Annotated in this window: 19 protein-coding genes; 7 read left to right on the top strand and 12 right to left on the bottom strand. The window is 46.3% G+C overall.

The window, feature by feature from the left end:
• Positions 1-10: 10 nt before the first annotated feature.
• The 10 genes from C1N53_RS00250 to xerD all read right to left on the bottom strand — a co-directional run bounded on the left by C1N53_RS00250 (position 11) and on the right by xerD (position 12,290).
• Positions 11-865: a nucleoside phosphorylase gene (locus C1N53_RS00250; protein ID WP_137757424.1), complete on the bottom strand. Its 855-nt coding sequence runs from the start codon at positions 863-865 to the stop codon at positions 11-13.
• A 234-nt stretch (positions 866-1,099) separates the two neighbouring features.
• Positions 1,100-2,068 carry a rhodanese-related sulfurtransferase gene (locus C1N53_RS00245; RefSeq protein WP_137757423.1) on the bottom strand — a complete coding sequence of 323 codons (969 nt, stop codon included), beginning with the start codon at positions 2,066-2,068 and terminating at the stop codon, positions 1,100-1,102.
• 159 nt (positions 2,069-2,227) lie between these two features.
• The gene (locus tag C1N53_RS00240) at positions 2,228-2,863 is read right to left on the bottom strand and encodes a NeuD/PglB/VioB family sugar acetyltransferase (protein WP_137757422.1); all 636 of its coding nucleotides are present in this window, start codon (positions 2,861-2,863) and stop codon (positions 2,228-2,230) included.
• Between the two features lie 61 nt (positions 2,864-2,924).
• Entirely contained in the window at positions 2,925-4,214 is a 1,290-nt protein-coding gene (locus C1N53_RS00235) for a hypothetical protein (RefSeq protein WP_137757421.1), read from the bottom strand.
• The gene (locus tag C1N53_RS00230; RefSeq protein ID WP_168193923.1) at positions 4,211-5,503 is read right to left on the bottom strand and encodes a DUF2851 family protein; all 1,293 of its coding nucleotides are present in this window, start codon (positions 5,501-5,503) and stop codon (positions 4,211-4,213) included. The genes C1N53_RS00235 and C1N53_RS00230 overlap by 4 nt, the downstream gene beginning before the upstream one ends.
• Before the next feature lie 147 nt (positions 5,504-5,650).
• Positions 5,651-6,484 carry an orotidine-5'-phosphate decarboxylase gene (gene pyrF / locus C1N53_RS00225; protein WP_137757419.1) on the bottom strand — a complete coding sequence of 278 codons (834 nt, stop codon included), beginning with the start codon at positions 6,482-6,484 and terminating at the stop codon, positions 5,651-5,653.
• Between the two features lie 182 nt (positions 6,485-6,666).
• A complete protein-coding gene (locus C1N53_RS00220) occupies positions 6,667-7,311 on the bottom strand; it encodes an outer membrane lipoprotein carrier protein LolA (protein ID WP_137757418.1) in 645 nt (214 codons plus the stop codon).
• 23 nt (positions 7,312-7,334) lie between these two features.
• Positions 7,335-9,965: a DNA translocase FtsK gene (locus C1N53_RS00215; protein ID WP_137757417.1), complete on the bottom strand. Its 2,631-nt coding sequence runs from the start codon at positions 9,963-9,965 to the stop codon at positions 7,335-7,337.
• Between the two features lie 238 nt (positions 9,966-10,203).
• Positions 10,204-11,241, bottom strand: coding sequence for a quinone-dependent dihydroorotate dehydrogenase (locus C1N53_RS00210; protein ID WP_137757416.1), 1,038 nt, complete (start codon positions 11,239-11,241; stop codon positions 10,204-10,206).
• A gap of 149 nt (positions 11,242-11,390) precedes the next feature.
• A complete protein-coding gene (xerD, locus tag C1N53_RS00205; protein ID WP_137757415.1) occupies positions 11,391-12,290 on the bottom strand; it encodes a site-specific tyrosine recombinase XerD in 900 nt (299 codons plus the stop codon).
• A gap of 302 nt (positions 12,291-12,592) precedes the next feature.
• On the opposite strand from xerD, the gene aroQ reads away from it, so the two are divergent.
• From aroQ to C1N53_RS00180, 5 genes are all read left to right on the top strand, one after another.
• Positions 12,593-13,051, top strand: coding sequence for a type II 3-dehydroquinate dehydratase (gene aroQ, locus C1N53_RS00200; protein ID WP_137757414.1), 459 nt, complete (start codon positions 12,593-12,595; stop codon positions 13,049-13,051).
• A 78-nt stretch (positions 13,052-13,129) separates the two neighbouring features.
• Positions 13,130-14,191 (top strand): aminotransferase class V-fold PLP-dependent enzyme, encoded by a 1,062-nt coding sequence (locus C1N53_RS00195; RefSeq protein WP_137757413.1) that lies wholly within the window; start codon positions 13,130-13,132, stop codon positions 14,189-14,191.
• Between the two features lie 83 nt (positions 14,192-14,274).
• A complete protein-coding gene (locus C1N53_RS00190; protein ID WP_137757412.1) occupies positions 14,275-14,841 on the top strand; it encodes a MarC family protein in 567 nt (188 codons plus the stop codon).
• 188 nt (positions 14,842-15,029) lie between these two features.
• Positions 15,030-15,494: a ribonuclease HI gene (gene rnhA, locus C1N53_RS00185; protein WP_137757411.1), complete on the top strand. Its 465-nt coding sequence runs from the start codon at positions 15,030-15,032 to the stop codon at positions 15,492-15,494.
• Between the two features lie 2 nt (positions 15,495-15,496).
• Positions 15,497-16,213 carry a tRNA1(Val) (adenine(37)-N6)-methyltransferase gene (locus C1N53_RS00180; protein WP_137757410.1) on the top strand — a complete coding sequence of 239 codons (717 nt, stop codon included), beginning with the start codon at positions 15,497-15,499 and terminating at the stop codon, positions 16,211-16,213.
• A 50-nt stretch (positions 16,214-16,263) separates the two neighbouring features.
• On the opposite strand, the gene C1N53_RS00175 is transcribed toward C1N53_RS00180, so the two are convergent.
• Complete coding sequence (locus C1N53_RS00175; protein ID WP_137757409.1) at positions 16,264-17,610, bottom strand: saccharopine dehydrogenase C-terminal domain-containing protein; 1,347 nt, start codon at positions 17,608-17,610, stop codon at positions 16,264-16,266.
• Between the two features lie 113 nt (positions 17,611-17,723).
• On the opposite strand from C1N53_RS00175, the gene cdd reads away from it, so the two are divergent.
• Together cdd and C1N53_RS00165 are read left to right on the top strand one after the other, a co-directional pair.
• Complete coding sequence (gene cdd / locus C1N53_RS00170) at positions 17,724-18,209, top strand: cytidine deaminase (RefSeq protein ID WP_137757408.1); 486 nt, start codon at positions 17,724-17,726, stop codon at positions 18,207-18,209.
• A 70-nt stretch (positions 18,210-18,279) separates the two neighbouring features.
• Positions 18,280-18,918, top strand: a complete 639-nt coding sequence (locus tag C1N53_RS00165) for an alpha/beta hydrolase (protein ID WP_137757407.1) — start codon at positions 18,280-18,282, stop codon at positions 18,916-18,918.
• Positions 18,919-19,040: 122 nt separating this feature from the next.
• On the opposite strand, the gene C1N53_RS00160 is transcribed toward C1N53_RS00165, so the two are convergent.
• Complete coding sequence (locus tag C1N53_RS00160) at positions 19,041-19,433, bottom strand: VOC family protein (protein WP_137757406.1); 393 nt, start codon at positions 19,431-19,433, stop codon at positions 19,041-19,043.
• Between the last annotated feature and the right edge of the window lie 117 nt (positions 19,434-19,550).

The raw sequence follows: 19,550 nt of genomic DNA, 5'->3' as shown, positions 1-19,550 counted from the left end.
AATAGAGCTGCTATATTCGCTCCAGCACCTTCAGAATCAGGTCGTCGATTACTTCGTCGGCATTAGCGGCAAAGGTATGCTCTATCCGGTTGGCTACAATGGCATTTACCGAAAGTACTTCATGCCCCAGTAAGCGCCCCATACTATAGTAACCAGCAGTCTCCATCTCGAAATTCGTAAACCTGAAGTCGCCTGCTCTAAAGGCATTATACTTTTTCAGCAGCTCCGCATTGCGCAAACCACCACGCAATACACGCCCCTGCGGTGCGTAAAAACCTGGGCAGGTTAAAGTATTGCCTAAAATCATACCTGCACCTATATCTGTCAGCAGGCTGATAGAACCGTTTACAAGATAAGGCCTGAATCCAATGCCCAGCTCCTGCTGCAGGGCTGTTGCGATCTGCAGTTCGGTATCGCTCTGCTCCAGCGGGTAAAATTCCATCAGCGTATCAAGGCCAACGGCATATTGCGACACCAGATGGCTTCCCAGGGGCACATCCTCCTGTAAAGATCCGGAAGTGCCAACCCGCACAATCTTCAGGGAAATTTTCTCCTGGTTAGGCTCACGGGTTATAAAGTCGATATTCACCAGCGCATCCAGCTCGTTCATAAGAATATCAATATTATCTGTACCCATGCCTGTAGATATAACCGTCAGGCGCTTGCCTTTGTAGTAGCCTGTATGCGTTACAAACTCCCGCTTAACAACCTCTACTTCAATGGCATCGAAATATTTGCTAACTTTTGCCACACGCTCCGGATCACCCACTGTAATAATCTTATCCGAAATATGCTCTGGCAGCAGGTTTAGGTGATAAATAGTTCCGTTAGGATTTATGATAAGTTCTGATGCTGGTATTGCCATAGTTTAGTCAGGTTTTTAGCTATTAGATACTAGATGTTAGATCGTAGAAGGTAGATAGTAGACAAACGTTTGAACATCAAAACACCTCTACAAGAAAATTCAGCTTTTCAAGTTAGAAAATTCAAGAGATACTGTATAGCAAAACATGAGCAAGTCTATCATCTAATATCTAAAGGTATAAAAAAGAAAAGCGTGGCTGAAAGGCACACGCTTTTCTCTAGCTTTAGTGAATACTTATACAGATACGTCTGTTTTCTTACGACGGTTGAACCCTTTCAACGGATTGTACCCGTTCATTTCTTTCTGATAGTAGCCGGTGCCATCGTAAGGGCGTTTCTCGGGATGCTCTTTACACTCTGCAGAACAGGCTCCTTCCAGCTCCCAACCACACTTTTCACAGATGGGCACGTGCAGGTTACACACCGGATTAGCGCAGTTTACCATGCGATCGCTTTCTGTATCGCATACATAGCACCTGGAAATCACTTTAGGGTTAACCTTGTTCACATCTACAGCCACACGGTTATCAAACACATAGCATTTACCCTCAAAGTCTTCTCCACCGGCTTCCATCCCGTACTTAATAATACCGCCATGCAGCTGGTACACATTTTCGAAGCCCTGTTCCAACAAGAAAGCACTTGCTTTTTCGCATTTAATACCGCCTGTACAATAAGTCAGGATTTTCTTGTCTTTATACTTTTCTTTCAGTTCGTCTACTTTAGCAGGAAAATCGCGGAAGTTCTCAATATCTAGGGTAACCGCATTTTTAAAGCGACCTACGTTGTACTCATAATCAGAGCGCACATCCAGCACCACCACATCTTCGCGGTCTTTCATATCTTTAAACTCTTTAGGCGAAAGGTGCACACCTGTACGTACATTCGGGTCGATGTGCAGCAAGCCAGAGTGCACAATCTCAGATTTCGTACGCACATGTAGTTTCGCAAAAGCATGGTTATCCGACTCATCTATTTTGAAGTCGGTTTTGGCAAAGCGCGGGTCCGCTTTCATGGTTGCCATGTATTTGTCGCAATCTTCTTTCAGGCCGGAGATCGTACCGTTCAATCCTTCTTTAGAGACGATAATACGGCCCAGGATATTGTTCTCCAGGCAAAACAGGTGATGCTCTTCACGGAAGGCCTCAGGATCTGCTATTGGTGTATAGCAGTAGTAAAGTAAAATGCTGTATGGTTTGTTCATAACGGCTTAGTTTCTCGCTAAGTGTTAACTCTTTTTTACGACACAAGTAGCACATACCACTTATGCACATTCTTTTTTAATGCAAAGGTAACTGCTGTTGCAATACCTGTAAATGATTTTTATCAGTTCTGTTTTTAACAGCCTGTAGCCGACAAAAGTTTATTTTACAGGAGCTGCCGGGTTACCGAATACGGTTGCTTTGGCCGGCACGTCGGCTACTACCACAGAACCAGCACCTACACGGGCATTTTTACCTATCTTAACGCCCGCTACAATTACTGCACCAGTACCGATAAAAGCTCCTTCTTCCACTACCACTTCTGAGTTTACAATGGCACCTGCCCCAACCTGCACATAGTCGCCGATCTCGGCCTTTGTATCAACAACAGCCCCGGACTGGATCAGGGTATAGTTACCGATCTTGCTATTATTGTTTACCACGGCACCGGCAGCAATCATGTTGCCGTGGCCCAGCCAGGCATGTTCCGATACAGAACTGAAGCGGTGAATGGCATTTACCGGCACCACTTTATACTCCTCCTTCAGCATTTTAATAAGGCCTTTGCGTGCGGCAGAATCTTCCACCGCCACAAATACATCGCACTTCTTGCCGATCAGCTTCAGAAATTCGCCGTCTTCTGTGTTGCTCATCACCGACACATTGTTAATTTCCTGCTCCTGCAAATTCTTGCTATCGTCGAGGAAGCAGTAAACCACTACACTGTTACTGTTAAAGATATCGAGTGCTGCGGTGCCCAATTTATCGGCACCAAGTATTATGACAGGATTTTGCATAGCTTTCTTAAATAAAATGCAAAGGTACAAATAAGCTGGGTAGATTAAAAGCAAGCCTCTTTTAAGGTAATTTCAGCTTTTTCAGAAAAGCCTGTACATATACGTTCCGGAGCAGCAGGTAAGCCAGAAATGGTAGAAAGGCAATGCGGTACCGGCTAAGAGAACCAAAATTAGGCGTTGTAAGCCCTATCATGACAGCAGTTACAACAATATAGAATATCAGGCAAACATGGAACAGAGTAAGGTGCTTTGCCCTGTGTTTTACAAAAGCTCCCAAGGCTGTTCCGGACAATACAAGCAGGAGCAGGTTTTCCAGCCCTACAGCCAGGTACAGCGGCTGCAAAGCCTCACCGGCAAAAGGCCTGTATACGGCATTAAAGAAAGCTTGTGGAGCATAAAAAGCCATACTTTGCCAGGTCGGCTCCAGGTAGGGGTATTCTATGTGTGGCACCTGCTGCGAATTAGCCAGCAGCACATTATAAGTGACAATAATCTGGCGGAAGATAAAATCAGGATTAAAAATACCGATCAACTGCATGGCGGTTACTCCCGCGATTGCTATAAAACCTACTATAACCAGCACTTGTACTTTCAGCTTACGCAGCAACTGATACCTGCCAGCCAGTAAGGTAACAATCGTATACACAAATAAGACAGCCAGGAGCGGAGCCGATAAAAAAACCTTTATCCGGACATAGGTATACAGCATCGGCAGGAACAGTATAACCGAACTTAACTGCAGCTTCTTCTCATGCGCTACCTGAAGCGCAAAGGCAACCACCCACATCATACTTCCCATCAGGACAGCATCTTTCAGCAAGCCGGAGCCCCAGAACACCACAGACGGAAAAAACAAAAGGGCAAGCACTGCGGCTTTTCTATGGTTGGGGAAAATAGTACTTAACACAGCGGCAAGCTTGGCCGAACCCCAGAAACTGAAAAGTGAAAAGTAGCAGGAGTTGAGGTAATAAGAACTGCCCGTAAGCAGGTTGAGGGCGCTGATAATTTTCAGCATAAAAAAAGAATTGGAAAAGCCCGGGTTCCTGGTAAACAATATAGAAGCCCGGAAGCTTTCGCTCTCGAACTCGTTGAAAACAAGCAGGCGCAGGTAAGCCGTAAAATTTTCAATTGCATAAGCTGTTAACTTAAGCGACTCCTGCTGGTAGGTAATGGTATCGCCTGCGCCATAGTAGTAGAAATACAGCAAGCCTAAACAGACGCCACAAAACAGTTTTAAGAGTAGTGCCGGCACATAGTAAGCTTTAATTTGCTTTACCCAGTCCTGCCTGTATAAAAGCCAGCCCAGCCCCGCCAGCACTGCCATATGTAGCACATATACCAGCAGCATCACAGCACTGAAAGGTTATTTTGTTTGATGATTTTGTTTCCGACAGCACATTGCAGGCAGTTAACCGGAGCACAATAGTGTTTATACAGAGCTAATGCAGCCTGGTTATCAGCAGCCGTTCTGGCTTTCCAGCCAAGTTCCTCGTACAGGCGGGTAGTTCTGTTAGAATCCTCCTTTAGCTTTTCCAGCAGGGCAACCGCTTTCTCGAGGTATGTTCGTTCCTGGCTATAGTGCGCATAACCAGCTAATAGAGGCACCACCACATTGATAATCAGGTTTTGGGCACTGCTTTTACCTATAGCTTCCTGCACAGCTTTAGACGATTTGCCTATATCGTAATGCTCCTGCCAATACGCAGAAACCGGCACTCTGAACAGGGCTTCATACGTTTTCACATCTGATGTTTCCATTAATCTGGCAAACAGATGCTGGTGGCTCGCCAGCACAGCTGCTAACTGAGACAGCCTGACAGTCGGAAAATTTGCCGGTCGCATTCGCAGAAAGTTCCAGTGATGCCGCTGCATCACCTGTGCTTTTAAACTATACTTGTAGCTCAGAAAGCTGAATTCCCTTACCTGCTGCTGACTGTACTCATCTTTTACTTCGTTCAGAAAGCCTGCCTGCCCAAACAGCAGCGCCTCTACCTGCATACCTTGTTGCTGATGCCGCCGCACTACCTGCCAGGGCAATGCTTTTGCCAGCCGTTCGAAAGGCTCCTGGTTTAGCTTAAAACCAAAGCCCTTGCACAACAACTGGTAAGCCGTCAGCTCCCAGTCATTGCCATTGTTGCGGTACATCGCTGTTACCTCCGCCCCTTTCAGTTCCAGCCGCTCTGTTAAGGCCCGCTCCATCATCATGGTTTTAGTAATATCGGGCACAGTAGGCCAGAAGCTGGCGCAGGGTATAGCACCACCTGCCAGCTGCAGTGTTTCATACTTCTGCAGCATAGCCGGCGCTATCCGGTTCTTGAGCTCCAGCGTCGGAATGGAAGTATTATCGGTACGCAACACAGCCTCATCAGCCTCCCACACCACATGCAGCACCACCTGGTTATACTTCTCATCTGTTTGGTGCCGGTGCCGCTGCCAGTCAGAGGCTCTGATATGTATTTCTACACTCCCCGACCACTCTACTTCTCCTATCCTGATAAGTGCCTCTTTAAAATCCGGGCCGGCATCGCTGTGGTAAAAGCCTGTCCGCAATACCTGTATTGGTTCGCCCTCTGCCGTTTCCAGGTTTGATTTATCGAAATACTGATGCTGCCAGATGTAGTGTAGAAATGCTTCTCTCATAAAAGCCTTTATAGCCAATGCAGAATGAATGATACGGCAAAAGCAGCAGAAGTGAAAATTTAGTTCCGAAAGCTCCTGAAAACTAGTAATAGCAGTGCCCATAGTTCAGTCCGAGCTATGGGCACCACAACTTATTTTTTATAGATACTAAGACAAATGCTGCACATACTGTTCCAGGTACTGCTCCATTTCCTGCTGCACCTGCAAGGCCGCTTCACGTGCCTTTTCAGCGAAGTCTGTGCCGGAAGAGGCATAAATAATAGCACGGGAAGAGTTTACCAACAGCCCGCATTGCTGGTTCATACCCAACCTGGATATTTCTTCCAGGCTACCACCCTGCGCCCCTACTCCCGGTACCAGCAGGAAATGGTCAGGCACCAGGTTACGTACCCGCTGCACGTATTCCGCCTGGGTGGCACCTACTACATACATCATCTGGCCGGCAGTTGCCCAGGAAGCACTTTCGCGGAGCACTTGCTCAAAAAGGTATTCTTCGTTTCCATCGGACAGCTTCAGCATCTGGAAATCCTGGCTGCCTGTATTAGAAGTTAAGGCGAGCAATATTACCCACTTCCCTCCCTGCACCAGGAAAGGCTTTACAGAGTCTGCTCCCATATAAGGAGCCACCGTTACTGAATCGAAATGCATGGTTTCGAAAAAGGCACGTGCATACAATTCTGATGTGTTACCGATATCGCCACGTTTAGCATCTGCTATGGTAAAAATCTCCTCCGGAATACACTGCAGTGTCTTCTCCAGGCTCACCCAACCTTTCGGCCCCTGTGCTTCATAAAAAGCGATGTTGGGTTTATAGGCAACGCAAAGATCAGCTGTAGCTTCAATTATCTGGCGGTTGAACTCAAATACAGGATCTTTGGTATCCAGCAGGTGCTGCGGTAGTTTCTTCGGATCTGTATCCAGGCCAACACAGAGGTAAGATTTCTTTTTCAGGATTTGCTCAAACAGCTGTTCTCTTGTCATGCGGCTTTAGAAGGAAAGGTTTCTGCAAAAGTAAAAGATTAAACGATGGGGCAAAAACTGATTTTATCGTGAAGCTGGCCTGAGGCTGTAGTCCATATGCTGCACCATTCGCTACAACCACAAAACAAAAGAGGCTGCTCCCACACTGGAAAGCAGCCTCTTCCGGATTAAAAGGGTTAGGTTTACCTCAGGTCTACCACACTTACACCTTTGTACTTGGCTTTGTTAAAGCTGAAAGTATCTGATGCCAGGGTGGGGTTGGCCACAAAGTTATTGATGCTGTAAGTATAGCGGTTACCATTGTTACGGAACATTTGCCAGCTTTTCAGGGTCTTATCTTTCTGGCTGATATACAGACGCACTTTAAATATAGGGTTGCTTCTGTCTTCTGGCGCCAGTTCAATTACATCAACCGTTTCTGCGCCTTGCTTTTCGGTACCTGCCAGGGCATATTTATACCCTTTTTTATACATGTCAAAAATCTTGCTTGGCGACATAGATTCAGCCTCTGCATCGTTTTCGGTAATGGTTACTTCGTTCACGTCCTTCAGGTAGGTCCACATCAGTTTGCCATCGTTTATAATTTCCTGGCCACTTACTGCCAGACGGTATTTAGGGCCACTCACCAGAATATCGCCCTGCATGGTTTCCTTTACCTTAGCCGAAGGGTTCTCCAGCGTTTGCGTAAAAGTAGCCTTAAAGGCATTCATGGATTTGTATTTCTGGCTCATCTGGTTCAGGATCTTCAGGGCCTGCGGGTCTTGCTGAGCATGTGCCAAGTTCACTACCATAAAAGCAAGCAGCAGGAAGGAGAATAACTTTTTCATATTTGTTGTGTAAAAATTGTCTTCTACTGCATTGTATTCAATAACTGTTCCAAACTGTATTCGTCCCGGATTAAAACTTCACGGGCTTTGCTTCCTTCGAACGGGCCTACTATACTGGCAGCTTCTAGCTGGTCGATCAGGCGACCAGCCCTGTTATAGCCCAGCTTCAGTCGGCGCTGGAGCAAAGATGTACTACCCTGCTGATGCTGTACAATAATACGTGCCGCTTCCTCAAACAACGGATCACGCGAAGACGGATCAAAATCTGTTTTCTCGGCACCGCTTTCGTCGCCCACAAACTCAGGCAACAGGTAAGCATCGTTATACCCCTGCTGTTCCCCAATAAAATCACAAATGCGGTCAACCTCAGGCGTATCCACAAAAGCACACTGAATACGCACAATATCCGATCCGATAGAAAAGAGCATATCCCCCTGCCCGATCAGCTGATCTGCGCCACCTGCATCCAGAATGGTGCGGGAGTCTATTTTTGAAGTTACTTTAAAGGAAATACGGGCCGGAAAGTTTGCCTTGATAATACCAGTGATGACGTTTACAGAAGGGCGCTGCGTAGCCACCACCAGGTGTATACCAATGGCACGGGCCAGCTGTGCCAGTCGGGCAATCGGCGTTTCCACCTCTTTACCGGCTGTCATCATCAAGTCTGCCAACTCGTCAATTACGAGCACAATAAATGGCATAAACCGGTGTCCTTTCTTCGGATTCAGCTTTCGCTCCACAAACTTGCGGTTATATTCTTTCAGGTTGCGGCATCCGGCATCCTTTAAAAGGTCATACCGCATGTCCATCTCCATACAAAGCGAGTTCAGGGTATTTACAACTTTCTTTGTATCAGTTATAATAGCTTCTTCGCTATCCGGCAGCTTTGCCAGGAAATGACGCTCTATTTTATTAAACAGTGAAAGCTCCACCTTTTTAGGATCGACGAGCACAAACTTGAGCTGCGAAGGGTGCCGTTTGTACAGCAACGATGTAAGAATAGCATTCAGACCAACTGACTTACCCTGACCGGTTGCACCTGCCATGAGCAAGTGAGGCATCTTAGCCAAATCAGTGATAAATACTTCATTGGTGATGGTTTTACCGAAAGCTATCGGCAGGTCCATCTCGCTTTTCATGAATTTCTCTGTAGACAGGATCGACTTGATCGATACCATCTCCTTCTTCGTGTTCGGCACCTCAATACCTATCGTACCTTTGCCCGGAATCGGGGCAATAATACGTATCCCCAAAGCCGCCAGGCTAAGGGCAATATCATCTTCCAGGTTTTTGATTTTGGAGATACGCACCCCGGCATCCGGCACAATTTCGTAGAGCGTAACTGTTGGCCCAATGGTGGCGGATATTTTAGCAATACCAATGTTATAGTGCCCGAGGGTTTCTACAATCTTAACTTTGTTCGCCTCCAGTTCCTCTTTCGTTACCTGAATCTTATTCACGCCGTAGTCGGTCAGCAGGTCGATGGTAGGATACTGATAGCGGGCCAGGTCCAGGGTAGGATCGTAATTCTCTCCGGAAATTACATCGGCCTCTTCCTCTTCCGGCACCTTCTGTATCTGCAGGTCCAGCGTTTCTTCCTCCTCTTCCACTATCTCTTCCTCTTCCTCTGCAATTTCGTCTTCTTCCACTAAGCCCTCTACATCCAGTTCTAAGGTAAGTGGCACTGCAGCAGGCTTTGGCGGCTCCGGCTTCTCAGGTTTCAGAGCACTCAGCTCCATTTCCAGGGCACGGTTAATGGCTTCATCCTCCTCAAAAAGCTCATCCACTTCCTCCTCTTCGTCTTCAGCTTCCAGCGAAGCAGTAGGGTCTGCGGTATGGTTGATGCCTCTGTTAGCATTGTGCAGCACATCACTTATAGAAGAGGCACTGTTCTTTTCAAATGCTCTTTCATTGTCTGGCGTATCCAGTATGACTTTACCGAAGCTTAGTGTCGTAATATTAAAGAAGAACACCAGGAAAAGAACCATCAGGAACGCCAGGAAGAGCCCGGTTCCCCAACCTATGAGGCTATTAAGCCATATTGCTGTCTCGATGCCGATTCCGCCGCCCAGGTAACCCAGCATATCTACTGTATTGGTCACAAACACGATGTAACCCAACGTAAGGCTCAGCCACAGCATAGAAAAACTGCAGAAGCCCAGAACATACGAAAGCGATATTGTTACACGCTTAAAAACAATGCGGGTACCGGCAAAGAAGATGATGGGCAACAGGAAGAAAGCTCCTAAGCCGAGTAAATCGAAAATAAAATAGTGGGAGATCCAGGCGCCGGTAAGCCCGAGCCAGTTCTCCGTTTCCTGCCCCGATTCTTTAATGCCGGCAGTGTTGATGGATTCTACCACACTCTGATCTGACTGCCCTGTAAAGAGGTAAGACACGAAGGCAATGGTTAAGAAAAACGAAAGCAGCAGAAAACTAAATCCTATAAAAAGCTTAAAGCGCCTGTCGTGTAAAAAACCTATGCGAAGGGACGGAAAAGAAAATTTTGGCAATTTAAAAGACCAACTTTTCTTCTCCTTCTTTACCTTATCACCGATTGGTGCATTTGCTTTCCTAGGCTCGTTCCGTCCTCGTACTTCGTTCTTAGCCCGCCCTGATTGCAGCGTATCGTTTCTGTAAGTGTTCTTTGCCATACCCTCGACTAGTTAGGATTTCAAATTTACATTTTTTTGTCAGAAAGCAGGCAGCTTAGTAGAGGCATTTTAGTGAAAGTGGGAATAAATTGACGCGGTGGTGCTATGTAGCACGACACACGCATCACGTAGCACGATTTGAAGAAGAAGCTTATACTTGTAGCAGAGATCGTAACCACCATCATTTTAAAATCATTAGTCGTGCTACTTGTGTCGTGCTACGCGTATCGCAGTTTTTTTACTTCACCCTATCCAGCAGCTTTCTGTTTATCTGGCTGATCAGGCCGGGGCCTTCGTAGATAAAGCCGGTATATAGCTGTACCAGGTCGGCTCCGGCATCCAGTTTTTCCAGGGCATCGGCAGCAGACATAATGCCACCTACCCCTATAATTTTGATTTGTGGCGGTAAGTGCTGGCGCAGGTACCGGATGATTTCTGTAGAATGCTTTGTTAAAGGCTTACCACTTAAACCACCTGCCCCTATTGCTGAAACGCGCCCTGCCGGAGTATGCAGACCATCGCGACTAATAGTGGTGTTGGTAGCAATAAGCCCGCTCAAATTAGCCTCTATGGCTATTTCGATAATATCGTTTAACTGATGCTCATTCAGATCCGGCGCTATTTTGAGGAGCAGAGGCTTTGGCTGAGGCATCCTGTTGTTTTGTTCCTGTAATGCCAGCAGCAGCTGTTGCAGTGGCTCTTTCTCTTGTAGTGCCCTCAGGTCTGGTGTATTGGGCGAGCTAACATTTACCACAAAATAATCAACCACTTCATATAAAGCTTTAAAGCAGTAGAGGTAATCGCTTAAAGCCTGTTCGTTAGGGGTTATTTTATTCTTGCCAATATTGCCGCCCACTATCACCTTACTTTTCCGGTTGCGGAGGCGTGTTACGGCAGCATCCACCCCTTCGTTGTTAAAGCCCATCCGGTTAATAATGGCCTGGTCTGATGGTAAGCGAAACAAGCGGGGCTTATCGTTTCCTGCCTGTGGCTTAGGCGTAAGCGTTCCGATCTCTATAAACCCAAAGCCAAAGCTGGTAAATTCGTCTATCAGCCTGGCATCTTTATCGAAACCCGCGGCCAGACCTACCGGGTTTGGAAACTTTAACCCAAACAACTCCCGCTCCAGCCGCTTATCCTGCACTGTAAACATATTGCTACAGATACTTTTTGCTAAGGGCAGTTTATAAGCCGCCTTTAAAGTATCAGCTGTCAGGTAATGTACTTGCTCAGGATCAAGTTTAAAGAGAAGCGGACGGATCAGGTTTTTATACACAACAGTTGCAGTTTGTTTTTGCTTGTGGCAAAGATAGGAAGCAGTTCTTCACCAAATTATAAATTAGAAATTAAAAAACAGAAATGGTGGTCAGGCTTCTTCGGGTTTTAAGCATGTTTTGCCAGGTATGCTACGCGTATGCTTCCCACTTAACTTCTCGGGTGGAAATCCTTTATCACCTGCTTCAGATAATCTCTGTCGAGATGCGTATAGATTTCGGTGGTGGTAATAGACTCGTGCCCCAGCATTTCCTGTACTGCACGCAGGTCGGCACCGCCCTCAATCAGATGCGTGGCAAACGAATGGCGGAAGGTATGGGGGCTTACCTGCTTATCGATACCGGCTTTAGCAGCCAGGTCTTTGATAATTGTAAACACCATTACCCGTGTCAGCTTTGCTCCCCTGCGGTTCAGGAACACAATATCTTCATGCCCTTTCTTAATTTTAAGGTGGCAGCGTACCCCTTCTTTGTATAACCTGATGTGCTTTAGTGCATCACGCCCGATTGGTACCAGCCGCTCTTTATCGCCTTTGCCTGCTACTTTTAAAAACCCCATGTCTTCGTACAGGTTGCTCAGTTTCAGGTCCAGCAGCTCCGAAACCCTTAAGCCTGAGCTATACAGTGTTTCAATAATGGCCCTGTTGCGCGTACCCTCTGGCGTAGATAAATCTATGGAAGACAGCAGCTGATCAATCTCATAAAAGCTTAAGGTATCCGGAAGCTTCCTGTCCAGTTTAGGGGCCTCTATGGTATCAGAGGGATCTACAGCAATCATATCCTCCATAATCAGGAACTTATAGAAAGCCCTGATGCCTGAGAGCGTCCGAGCCTGCGAATGCACCGTCATGCCCAGCTCTGTGATCCACTCCAGGAAATCCCGCAGTATAGCCGGCGTTACCTGCTCTGGCTGCACCTGCAGCTTTTTTATATCCAGGAAATCCGTCAGTTTACGAATGTCCCGCAGATAAGCTTCTACAGAATTCCCCGACAGCGATTTCTCCAGCCGCAGGTATTGCTCAAACTGCTTTATACAGATATTCCAGTTCATATTTATTTGGCCATAAGACGAAAAGGCCCTTTGACAAAGAACAAAAGACACAAACTTTTTTACTCACCTTTGGAAGCTTGCACAAATCAACCATGATTTTCAACACGTTGTATCGCACTTTGTACCTAATGTCCTGTTACAGCAACCCATCCTGTTTCGCCACCCAAAGATTGAAGTCTTGTGTCACAAAATCCTTTATCGAAATCCTTTAATTTAACTCTTCATACTATGATAATACAAAGATAGTTAATCCTTAACTTTGCGCCAGGATAATATGCTTAACCCGCCTTGGGCGCTGAACTATGAAGATACTCATCTTAAACGGACCAAACCTGAACCTATTAGGTACCCGCGAAAAATCTGTGTATGGCAGTCGTTCTTTCGAAGATTATTTTGAGGAACTGAAAGAGGCTTTCCCATCACTGGAACTGGTTTACTTTCAATCAAATACAGAGGGTACTCTGATAGACAAACTGCATGAAGTTGGCTTCAGCGATTATAAAGGCATTGTGTTTAATGCAGGGGCATATACGCATACGTCGGTAGCTATTTCTGATGCCATCCGGGCTATTGAAACACCTGTAGTAGAGGTGCATATTTCCAATGTATTTGCACGTGAAGCTTTCCGGCACAAAAGCATGTTAGCACCTTACTGCACAGGCAGCATCAGTGGTTTTGGCTTAGAAAGTTATCGCCTTGCTTTACAGCACTTTGAGCGTCTAAAACCAAAATCAATCGGATTTAATTCGAATAAATCGTAACAACAGCCGTTCAATATACGTCTTTAGCAACTCTGAAATTTATATAGCCTATAAGCTATATTTAGACTCAAAACCAATATGCTTAATTTTTACCCAGGCCCTTCTAAAGTATATCCCGAAGTGCGCAGCTACATGGTAGATGCCTACGACGAGGGATTCCTGGGTACGCCGCACAGAGGAGAACAGTTTGTCCAACTCACCCGCGAAACAGTAAGTTTATTAAAGCAGAAGCTAAACATTCCCCAGGATTATTACATCTTCTTTGCTTCCTCTGCCACGGAGTGCTGGGAAATCCTGATCCAGAGCCTTACCAAAGAAAAGAGCTTTCATATTTACAACGGCTCTTTCGGTGAGAAGTGGTGCGAATATGCCAGACGGCTGCGTCCTAAATCAGAGGGTTTCCGGTTTGGCATAAACGAGGAGATGCCTGTATCGCAGTTGGAGATCAGTTCTGATACAGAGCTGATCTGCTTTACCCAGAACGAAACTTCCAACGGAACGCAGGTTTCCGCAACTACTATTTTAAACCTGCAGAACCGTTTCCGCAATGCACTGATTGCGGTAGACGCCACTTCTTCGATGGCAGGGCTCAACCTGAAGCTGATTAAAGCCGATATCTGGTTTGCCTCTGTTCAGAAGTGCTTCGGTCTTCCTCCCGGGCTGGCTGTTATGGCTTGCTCTCCAAGAGCCATTTTCCGTGCCAAGCAGATTGCGGAGCGGGTTCATTATAATAGCCTGGTGTTTATGTATGAAAAAATGCTGAACCACCAGACTACCTATACCCCCAACACCCTGGGTATTTACCTGATCAGGCGCATACTCGAAGACAGACCCATTGTAAAAACAATCGATAAGGCGCTGACAGACAGAGCTGCCGATTTGTATACATTCTTTAGCCAGTTTGCCGATTTCCAGTTCTTAATTGAAAACGAAGAGGTGAGATCAAAAACAGTGCTTGCCCTGCAAGGCAATGAGCGGCTGATTGATGACATAAAGAAACGGGCGCTTCACCATAATATCCGCCTGGGCAATGGCTATGGCTTATGGGCCCGCAATACAGTTCGGGTTGCCAATTTCCCGGCTATTCTCGACGAAGAGTACGAAGAACTGAAGCGTTTTTTCCTGCACTATTACGCTTAAATCCTACCTTTGCAGCAACGTAGGTAAAAACGGCCAGTATCGTTTTTAGCAGTACAACATCCACCAGATTTAGAAACACCTCTATGCTCAATTTTAAGGAAATTGCTTCTGTTACACTCATTCTTTTTGCTGTGATCGATATACTGGGCTCCATTCCTATTATCATAGACTTGCGCAAACGGGAAGGAAGAATAGAATCAGAGAAGGCCACCATTGTTTCAGGTATTCTGATGATTGTTTTCCTGTTTGTAGGCGACGGTATTCTGCAGCTTTTTGGCATCGATTTTCAATCATTCGCGATGGCAGGTGCGATCATTATTTTCCTGATCGGCCTGGAAATGATTTTAGGCAAAGACTTTTTTCATACGGATCCGGATATTAAAAGCGGCTCTATAGTACCCCTGGCTTTTCCGCTTATCGTGGGAGCCGGCACCATGACCACCCTGCTCTCACTCAGGGCGGCCTATGCCTTGCCCAATGTATTGATAGGAATAATTATCAACCTGGTTTTTGTATACCTGGTCCTGAAAGCGTCCGGTTGGTTAGAGCGTAAGCTTGGCAAAGCAGGAGCCAACATACTTCGCAAAGTTTTCGGTATCATTCTTCTGGCCATTGCCATTAAACTTTTTAAAAGCAATCTACCTTTGTAAGATTAAGAAATTTGAAGATGAGGGAATTGACCTGTTCTGCAGAAACCTGTTCATCTTTTTGATTTTATTTCCTAAAACAGTTTCCCATATAGTTCCCACGCATCATTTATGAACTTAAAAGGAAGCAGCAACTTTAAATCTTCTTATTCCCAAATCGTATTATCTTTAAATTCACAAATTATAAATTCATGATCGAACTTTTTACAGATGGAGCTTCACGTGGAAACCCGGGCCCGGGAGGTTATGGTGTTATACTGCGGTGGAAGCAACATGTAAAAGAACTGAGTGCAGGATTTCGTAAAACCACCAATAACCGCATGGAGCTATTGGCTGTGATAGTGGGTTTGGAGGCCATTACAAAACCAGGGATTCCTGTAACCATCTTCTCCGATTCCAAATATGTAGTTGATGCCGTGGAAAAGCGCTGGGTATTTGGCTGGCAGAAAAAAGGATTTGCAGGCAAAGCAAATGGCGACCTTTGGGGCCGATTTCTCAGGATTTATCCTAAGCATCATGTAAAGTTCGTCTGGATACGAGGGCATGCTGGGCATCCGGAAAACGAGCGATGCGATGAATTAGCAGTGGCCAGCGCCCTTTCACCAAACTTACTGATAGACGAAGGCTTTGAGTCAGGCCTGTATAACTCGAAGTAGAAATGCCAAACAGCTATTTCCAGTTTAAGCAGTTTAAGGTGGAGCAGGAATCTTGCGCCATGAAGGTATGTACCGATTCCTGTTTATTCGGAGCTTACATAGATGTAGCGCAGGCAAAGCGCATTTTAGACATTGGTGCGGGTACAGGTTTACTTTCGCTTATGGCGGCCCAGCGCTCTTCGGCTTTGGTAGAGGCTGTAGAAATTAACCCGGAGGCACAGGTACAGGCCACAGAAAACTTTGCCGGAAGCCCCTGGCCCGATCGCTTAAAACTTATACCGGCCAGTTTACAGGAGTATGCACAACATAGCCAGCAGCAGTATGATGTCATACTTTCTAATCCGCCGTTTTTCCTGTCATCCCTCAAGTCTGACAACAGCGCCAGAAACACCGCTAAACACACCGGTGACCTGCTTTTTGAAGATATACTTTCCTTTGCACAAGAACACCTGGCCCCAGCTGGCAGGCTCTATCTTTTACTACCTCCTTCAGAAGCAGAACATTTTGCAAAACTAGCCACCTATCACCTCCTGTACCTGCAGGAAACGTTGGCTGTTTATACCTCTATTGGTGGCAAATGCATCCGCCACATTCAAACATACAGTGCTACACCGGCCACATCTCCGGCTATAAAGCAAATAGCCATTCGGGAAAAAGACAAAACAACCTATACAGCGGATTTTACAGAGCTGCTCCGCAATTATTATCTTATCTTTTGAAGCCGGGACAATTGCGTAGAAGTGGCAGCAAAACTTATCCGGTCCGGGCTTTAAACTTCTTTTAGACGATCACGCTCCTTAAAGTTAATCCCGTAGCTCTTCAGCTCCGCCAGTACAGGTTCGTATAGTTCCGGCGAAACCGGGATTACAACGCCATGCTGTTTTACCCTGCCCTGCAGCAGCAGTTTTGCCAGTATACCTACCGGCAAGCCTACTGTTTTAGCCATCGCTGTTTGCACGGTATCATCTCCGGGCACAACCAGCGTGGCAGTTAATTCCCGATGCTCCCCCTTCCACTCATACTCAAACAGGTGCTGCATCACAATCATATCCTTATCGGTTGGCGCTAAGGTCCACTTCTCTTTCAGGACTTTTTCCAGTACCTGGGCAGGTGTGGCACTCGCTAATGCTACGGGAATTTCTTCAAACAAATTCAGCCAGGCGAGCTTGTGCATGATATCGGAAGCTTCTTCTATCTCCAGATACTGCGCCAGGCGCTGCTGTATGGTTTGTGCAGCACCCGAAGCCGGAGGCAGGAAAGCTTCCACATAACTTCTGTAGGTCATGGAGCCGGAACCTTCCAGCAGGTAGCTATCATCGGTTAGGCCAAGTTGCACAAATACATGCCAGGCTTCACAAAAGCCTTTCCGCCGCAAAGTGCCCCGCAACATAGTCGGTATCATGTGCAACCCATACACATCTCTGTAGCTAAGGGAATCACGGTTGGCATAGCCTTCAAACTCCCCGTAATCTTCTATAAATAACTGGTCTGTGCGGGTAAACAGGTGATGGTACGGAATGTACTTGTATGCCCCATTCCGGATGTATTTTGCTGTACCCTGCCCTGCCAGTACCACATTGCGTGGGTTCCAGGTAAATTTATAGTGCCAGGGATTTTTATCAGATTCGGGTGCCAGCAACCCGCCAGTGTAAGATTTAAAAGACAAGAGTTTTGCTCCCAACGCCTGCAAACGATGTACCACCGCCATAGCCGACATGTGATCAATGCCCGGATCTAAGCCGCATTCCATTAATATAATTACCTGCTTCTGCTGTGCCTCCTGCTCTAACGCTTTAAGTTCCGGTGTTACATAAGATGCCGTTATCAGGTGTCTCCCCTGCTTTACACATTCCCGTGCGACTACGATGTGAAATGCTGCCGGAAGCAAGGATATCACCAGGTCAGCCTTGCCTGTTTCTTCTGAAAGCTGTGCCGCATGCTGCACATCAAAAACAAAGGCTTGTGCAAAGGGTAAATGCTTCACAAGCTCCTGTAAATGCCCAACCACTGTATCTCCAATGCGCACCTGCCACTGCTCCTGCACAGCATGCTGCAACAGATAATTGATCAGAACAGAGGCAGAGCGGCCGGCACCAAGCAGCAGAATAGTTTTCATAGTACGAAACGGTAATTAGTGGTTTTTGCTTAAGGTAAACGAATATGTGGTTTTATCAGAATATTCCCTTAAATTTAAAGCCCTTTTCCTATTTTTTAACCTAGAAGGAATAAATGGCTAGTGAGCTAAACTTACAAATTACGATAGATGTACTCGACTCGGCAGCAGAACTGAGCGAACAGGAAAAACAGGCGATGCAGCTGGCACAAGAGGCTGCCAATCATGCCTACGCCCCCTATTCCAACTTTTTAGTAGGTGCTGCTTTGGTACTGGAAGACGGCACCATGTTTAAAGGCAGCAACCAGGAAAATGCAGCCTATCCTTCGGGGCTCTGCGCGGAACGTACGGCTTTATTTGCGTTAAGCGCTAATTATCCGAACCAAAAGATAAAGATGATCGCTGTAACAGCACGCCGCAGAAGCAGCATGGAATTTTTGCCTGCCATGCCATGCGGGGCCTGCCGCCAGGTTATGGCCGAATATGAGTATAAGCAGCAACAGGCTATACCAGTACTGCTACAGGCTGCAGACGGTAAATATTACCGCTTACGTAGTGTGGCAGATCTGCTGCCTTTCCAGTTTACCAAAGATCATCTTTAGCAGTAGTTAATTCAGCGCTATTGATACCCGGTTCGCAACACTTTCATACACAATTAACAGCTAGAAGCACATGCAGGAACAGCAGCTGGTGGTACCACGCACGGCACGCTATTATACTTTAGGTACTCCTTCTGAAAAAATATGCCGCCTCTGGATTGTTTGCCATGGCTATGGCCAGCTGGCACGCTATTTCTTGCGGCATTTCAGTATTTTAGACGATGCGGAGACGATGATAGTAGCCCCGGAGGCTTTATCCAGGTTTTACCTGAACGGCTTTTCCGGACGTGTAGGCGCTACCTGGATGACGAAAGAAGACCGTATTTCTGAAATAGAAGACCAGGAAGCTTACCTGACGCTGCTGCAGCAAACGCTTTTGCGGCAACTACCCGAAAATGTGCACATTACTGTGCTTGGTTTTTCGCAGGGCTGCGCAACTGTTTGCCGCTGGCTTTCTTCCCGGCAAGGCATTTGCCATCGGCTTATACTTTGGGCAGGTGCTTTCCCGGCAGACATCGATTTCTCTGCCAGCAAAGAAGCTTTTCAAACAATCTCTACTATACTGGTGTATGGTACGCAAGATGAATTTATAACTCCGGAGTCGCTGAAACAGCAGGAGGCAGTACTAAGCCAACTGGGTATAGCGCCCACTGTAATTACTTTTGATGGCAAGCACGCCATAGATGCGGAAACGCTAAAAAGCCTGAAATAACACTTTCCCAACACACGCCTTGCGCTCCAAACCCAAGGCTTCTTTCCTGTTTAGCTGCTTGTTTTCTAGTAAGCACAAAGAACTACCTGCATGGCGCCCTTGTCGTTCTGAAATTGGCCGAGCTACCTCTCCCACATTCCCTCCATCACAAATTCCAGCAGGTGATTATCCGGATCTCTGAAGTAAAAGGAAAGAAATCCGTCTCCCCAGTCGAACTCCTGCTCCATGGGTATACCTGAGGCAGTGAGCTTCTGCTTCCAGTCTGCGTAATCAGCTTTTGTTACTTCAAATGCCAGGTGTAATTGCCCTGCCCCATCGTGAGGGGGCAACGTTCCTCCTTTCCCGGATTCGATCGGGTTAAAGCAAAGTAAAACTGATTCTCCCGCTCTGAAAAAAACGTGCCTGTTTTTCACTTCTCCAATTAATTCGAATCCCAGCTGTTTACTATAAAAAGCTTTGCACCTGTCTAGGTCTGACACATATAAACAGGTTTCTTTTATCTTTTTAACATTCATGTATAATTCTTAGCCTTTTATCCGGACAATCTGCTTATCTGCTTACTTTTCTTTATTCAAAAATGCAAATGAGGTATGCGTTATAAACCTGCTATACGTACTTAACGTTATAACATT

Origin of the sequence: Pontibacter sp. SGAir0037, assembly GCF_005491705.1 — a bacterium.
GTDB lineage: Bacteria > Bacteroidota > Bacteroidia > Cytophagales > Hymenobacteraceae > Pontibacter.
Note: the sequence above shows the minus strand (reverse complement) of the source record. Positions and strands in the feature narration are given on the sequence as shown.

Coding starts and splice junctions, on each gene's coding strand:
- C1N53_RS00250 (WP_137757424.1), bottom strand. CDS start 865: ATGGCAATACCAGCATCAGAACTTATCATAAATCCTAACGGAACTATT.
- C1N53_RS00245 (WP_137757423.1), bottom strand. CDS start 2,068: ATGAACAAACCATACAGCATTTTACTTTACTACTGCTATACACCAATA.
- C1N53_RS00240 (WP_137757422.1), bottom strand. CDS start 2,863: ATGCAAAATCCTGTCATAATACTTGGTGCCGATAAATTGGGCACCGCA.
- C1N53_RS00230 (WP_168193923.1), bottom strand. CDS start 5,503: ATGAGAGAAGCATTTCTACACTACATCTGGCAGCATCAGTATTTCGAT.
- pyrF (WP_137757419.1), bottom strand. CDS start 6,484: ATGACAAGAGAACAGCTGTTTGAGCAAATCCTGAAAAAGAAATCTTAC.
- C1N53_RS00220 (WP_137757418.1), bottom strand. CDS start 7,311: ATGAAAAAGTTATTCTCCTTCCTGCTGCTTGCTTTTATGGTAGTGAAC.
- C1N53_RS00215 (WP_137757417.1), bottom strand. CDS start 9,965: ATGGCAAAGAACACTTACAGAAACGATACGCTGCAATCAGGGCGGGCT.
- xerD (WP_137757415.1), bottom strand. CDS start 12,290: ATGAACTGGAATATCTGTATAAAGCAGTTTGAGCAATACCTGCGGCTG.
- aroQ (WP_137757414.1), top strand. CDS start 12,593: ATGAAGATACTCATCTTAAACGGACCAAACCTGAACCTATTAGGTACC.
- C1N53_RS00195 (WP_137757413.1), top strand. CDS start 13,130: ATGCTTAATTTTTACCCAGGCCCTTCTAAAGTATATCCCGAAGTGCGC.
- C1N53_RS00190 (WP_137757412.1), top strand. CDS start 14,275: ATGCTCAATTTTAAGGAAATTGCTTCTGTTACACTCATTCTTTTTGCT.
- rnhA (WP_137757411.1), top strand. CDS start 15,030: ATGATCGAACTTTTTACAGATGGAGCTTCACGTGGAAACCCGGGCCCG.
- C1N53_RS00180 (WP_137757410.1), top strand. CDS start 15,497: ATGCCAAACAGCTATTTCCAGTTTAAGCAGTTTAAGGTGGAGCAGGAA.
- C1N53_RS00175 (WP_137757409.1), bottom strand. CDS start 17,610: ATGAAAACTATTCTGCTGCTTGGTGCCGGCCGCTCTGCCTCTGTTCTG.
- cdd (WP_137757408.1), top strand. CDS start 17,724: ATGGCTAGTGAGCTAAACTTACAAATTACGATAGATGTACTCGACTCG.
- C1N53_RS00165 (WP_137757407.1), top strand. CDS start 18,280: ATGCAGGAACAGCAGCTGGTGGTACCACGCACGGCACGCTATTATACT.
- C1N53_RS00160 (WP_137757406.1), bottom strand. CDS start 19,433: ATGAATGTTAAAAAGATAAAAGAAACCTGTTTATATGTGTCAGACCTA.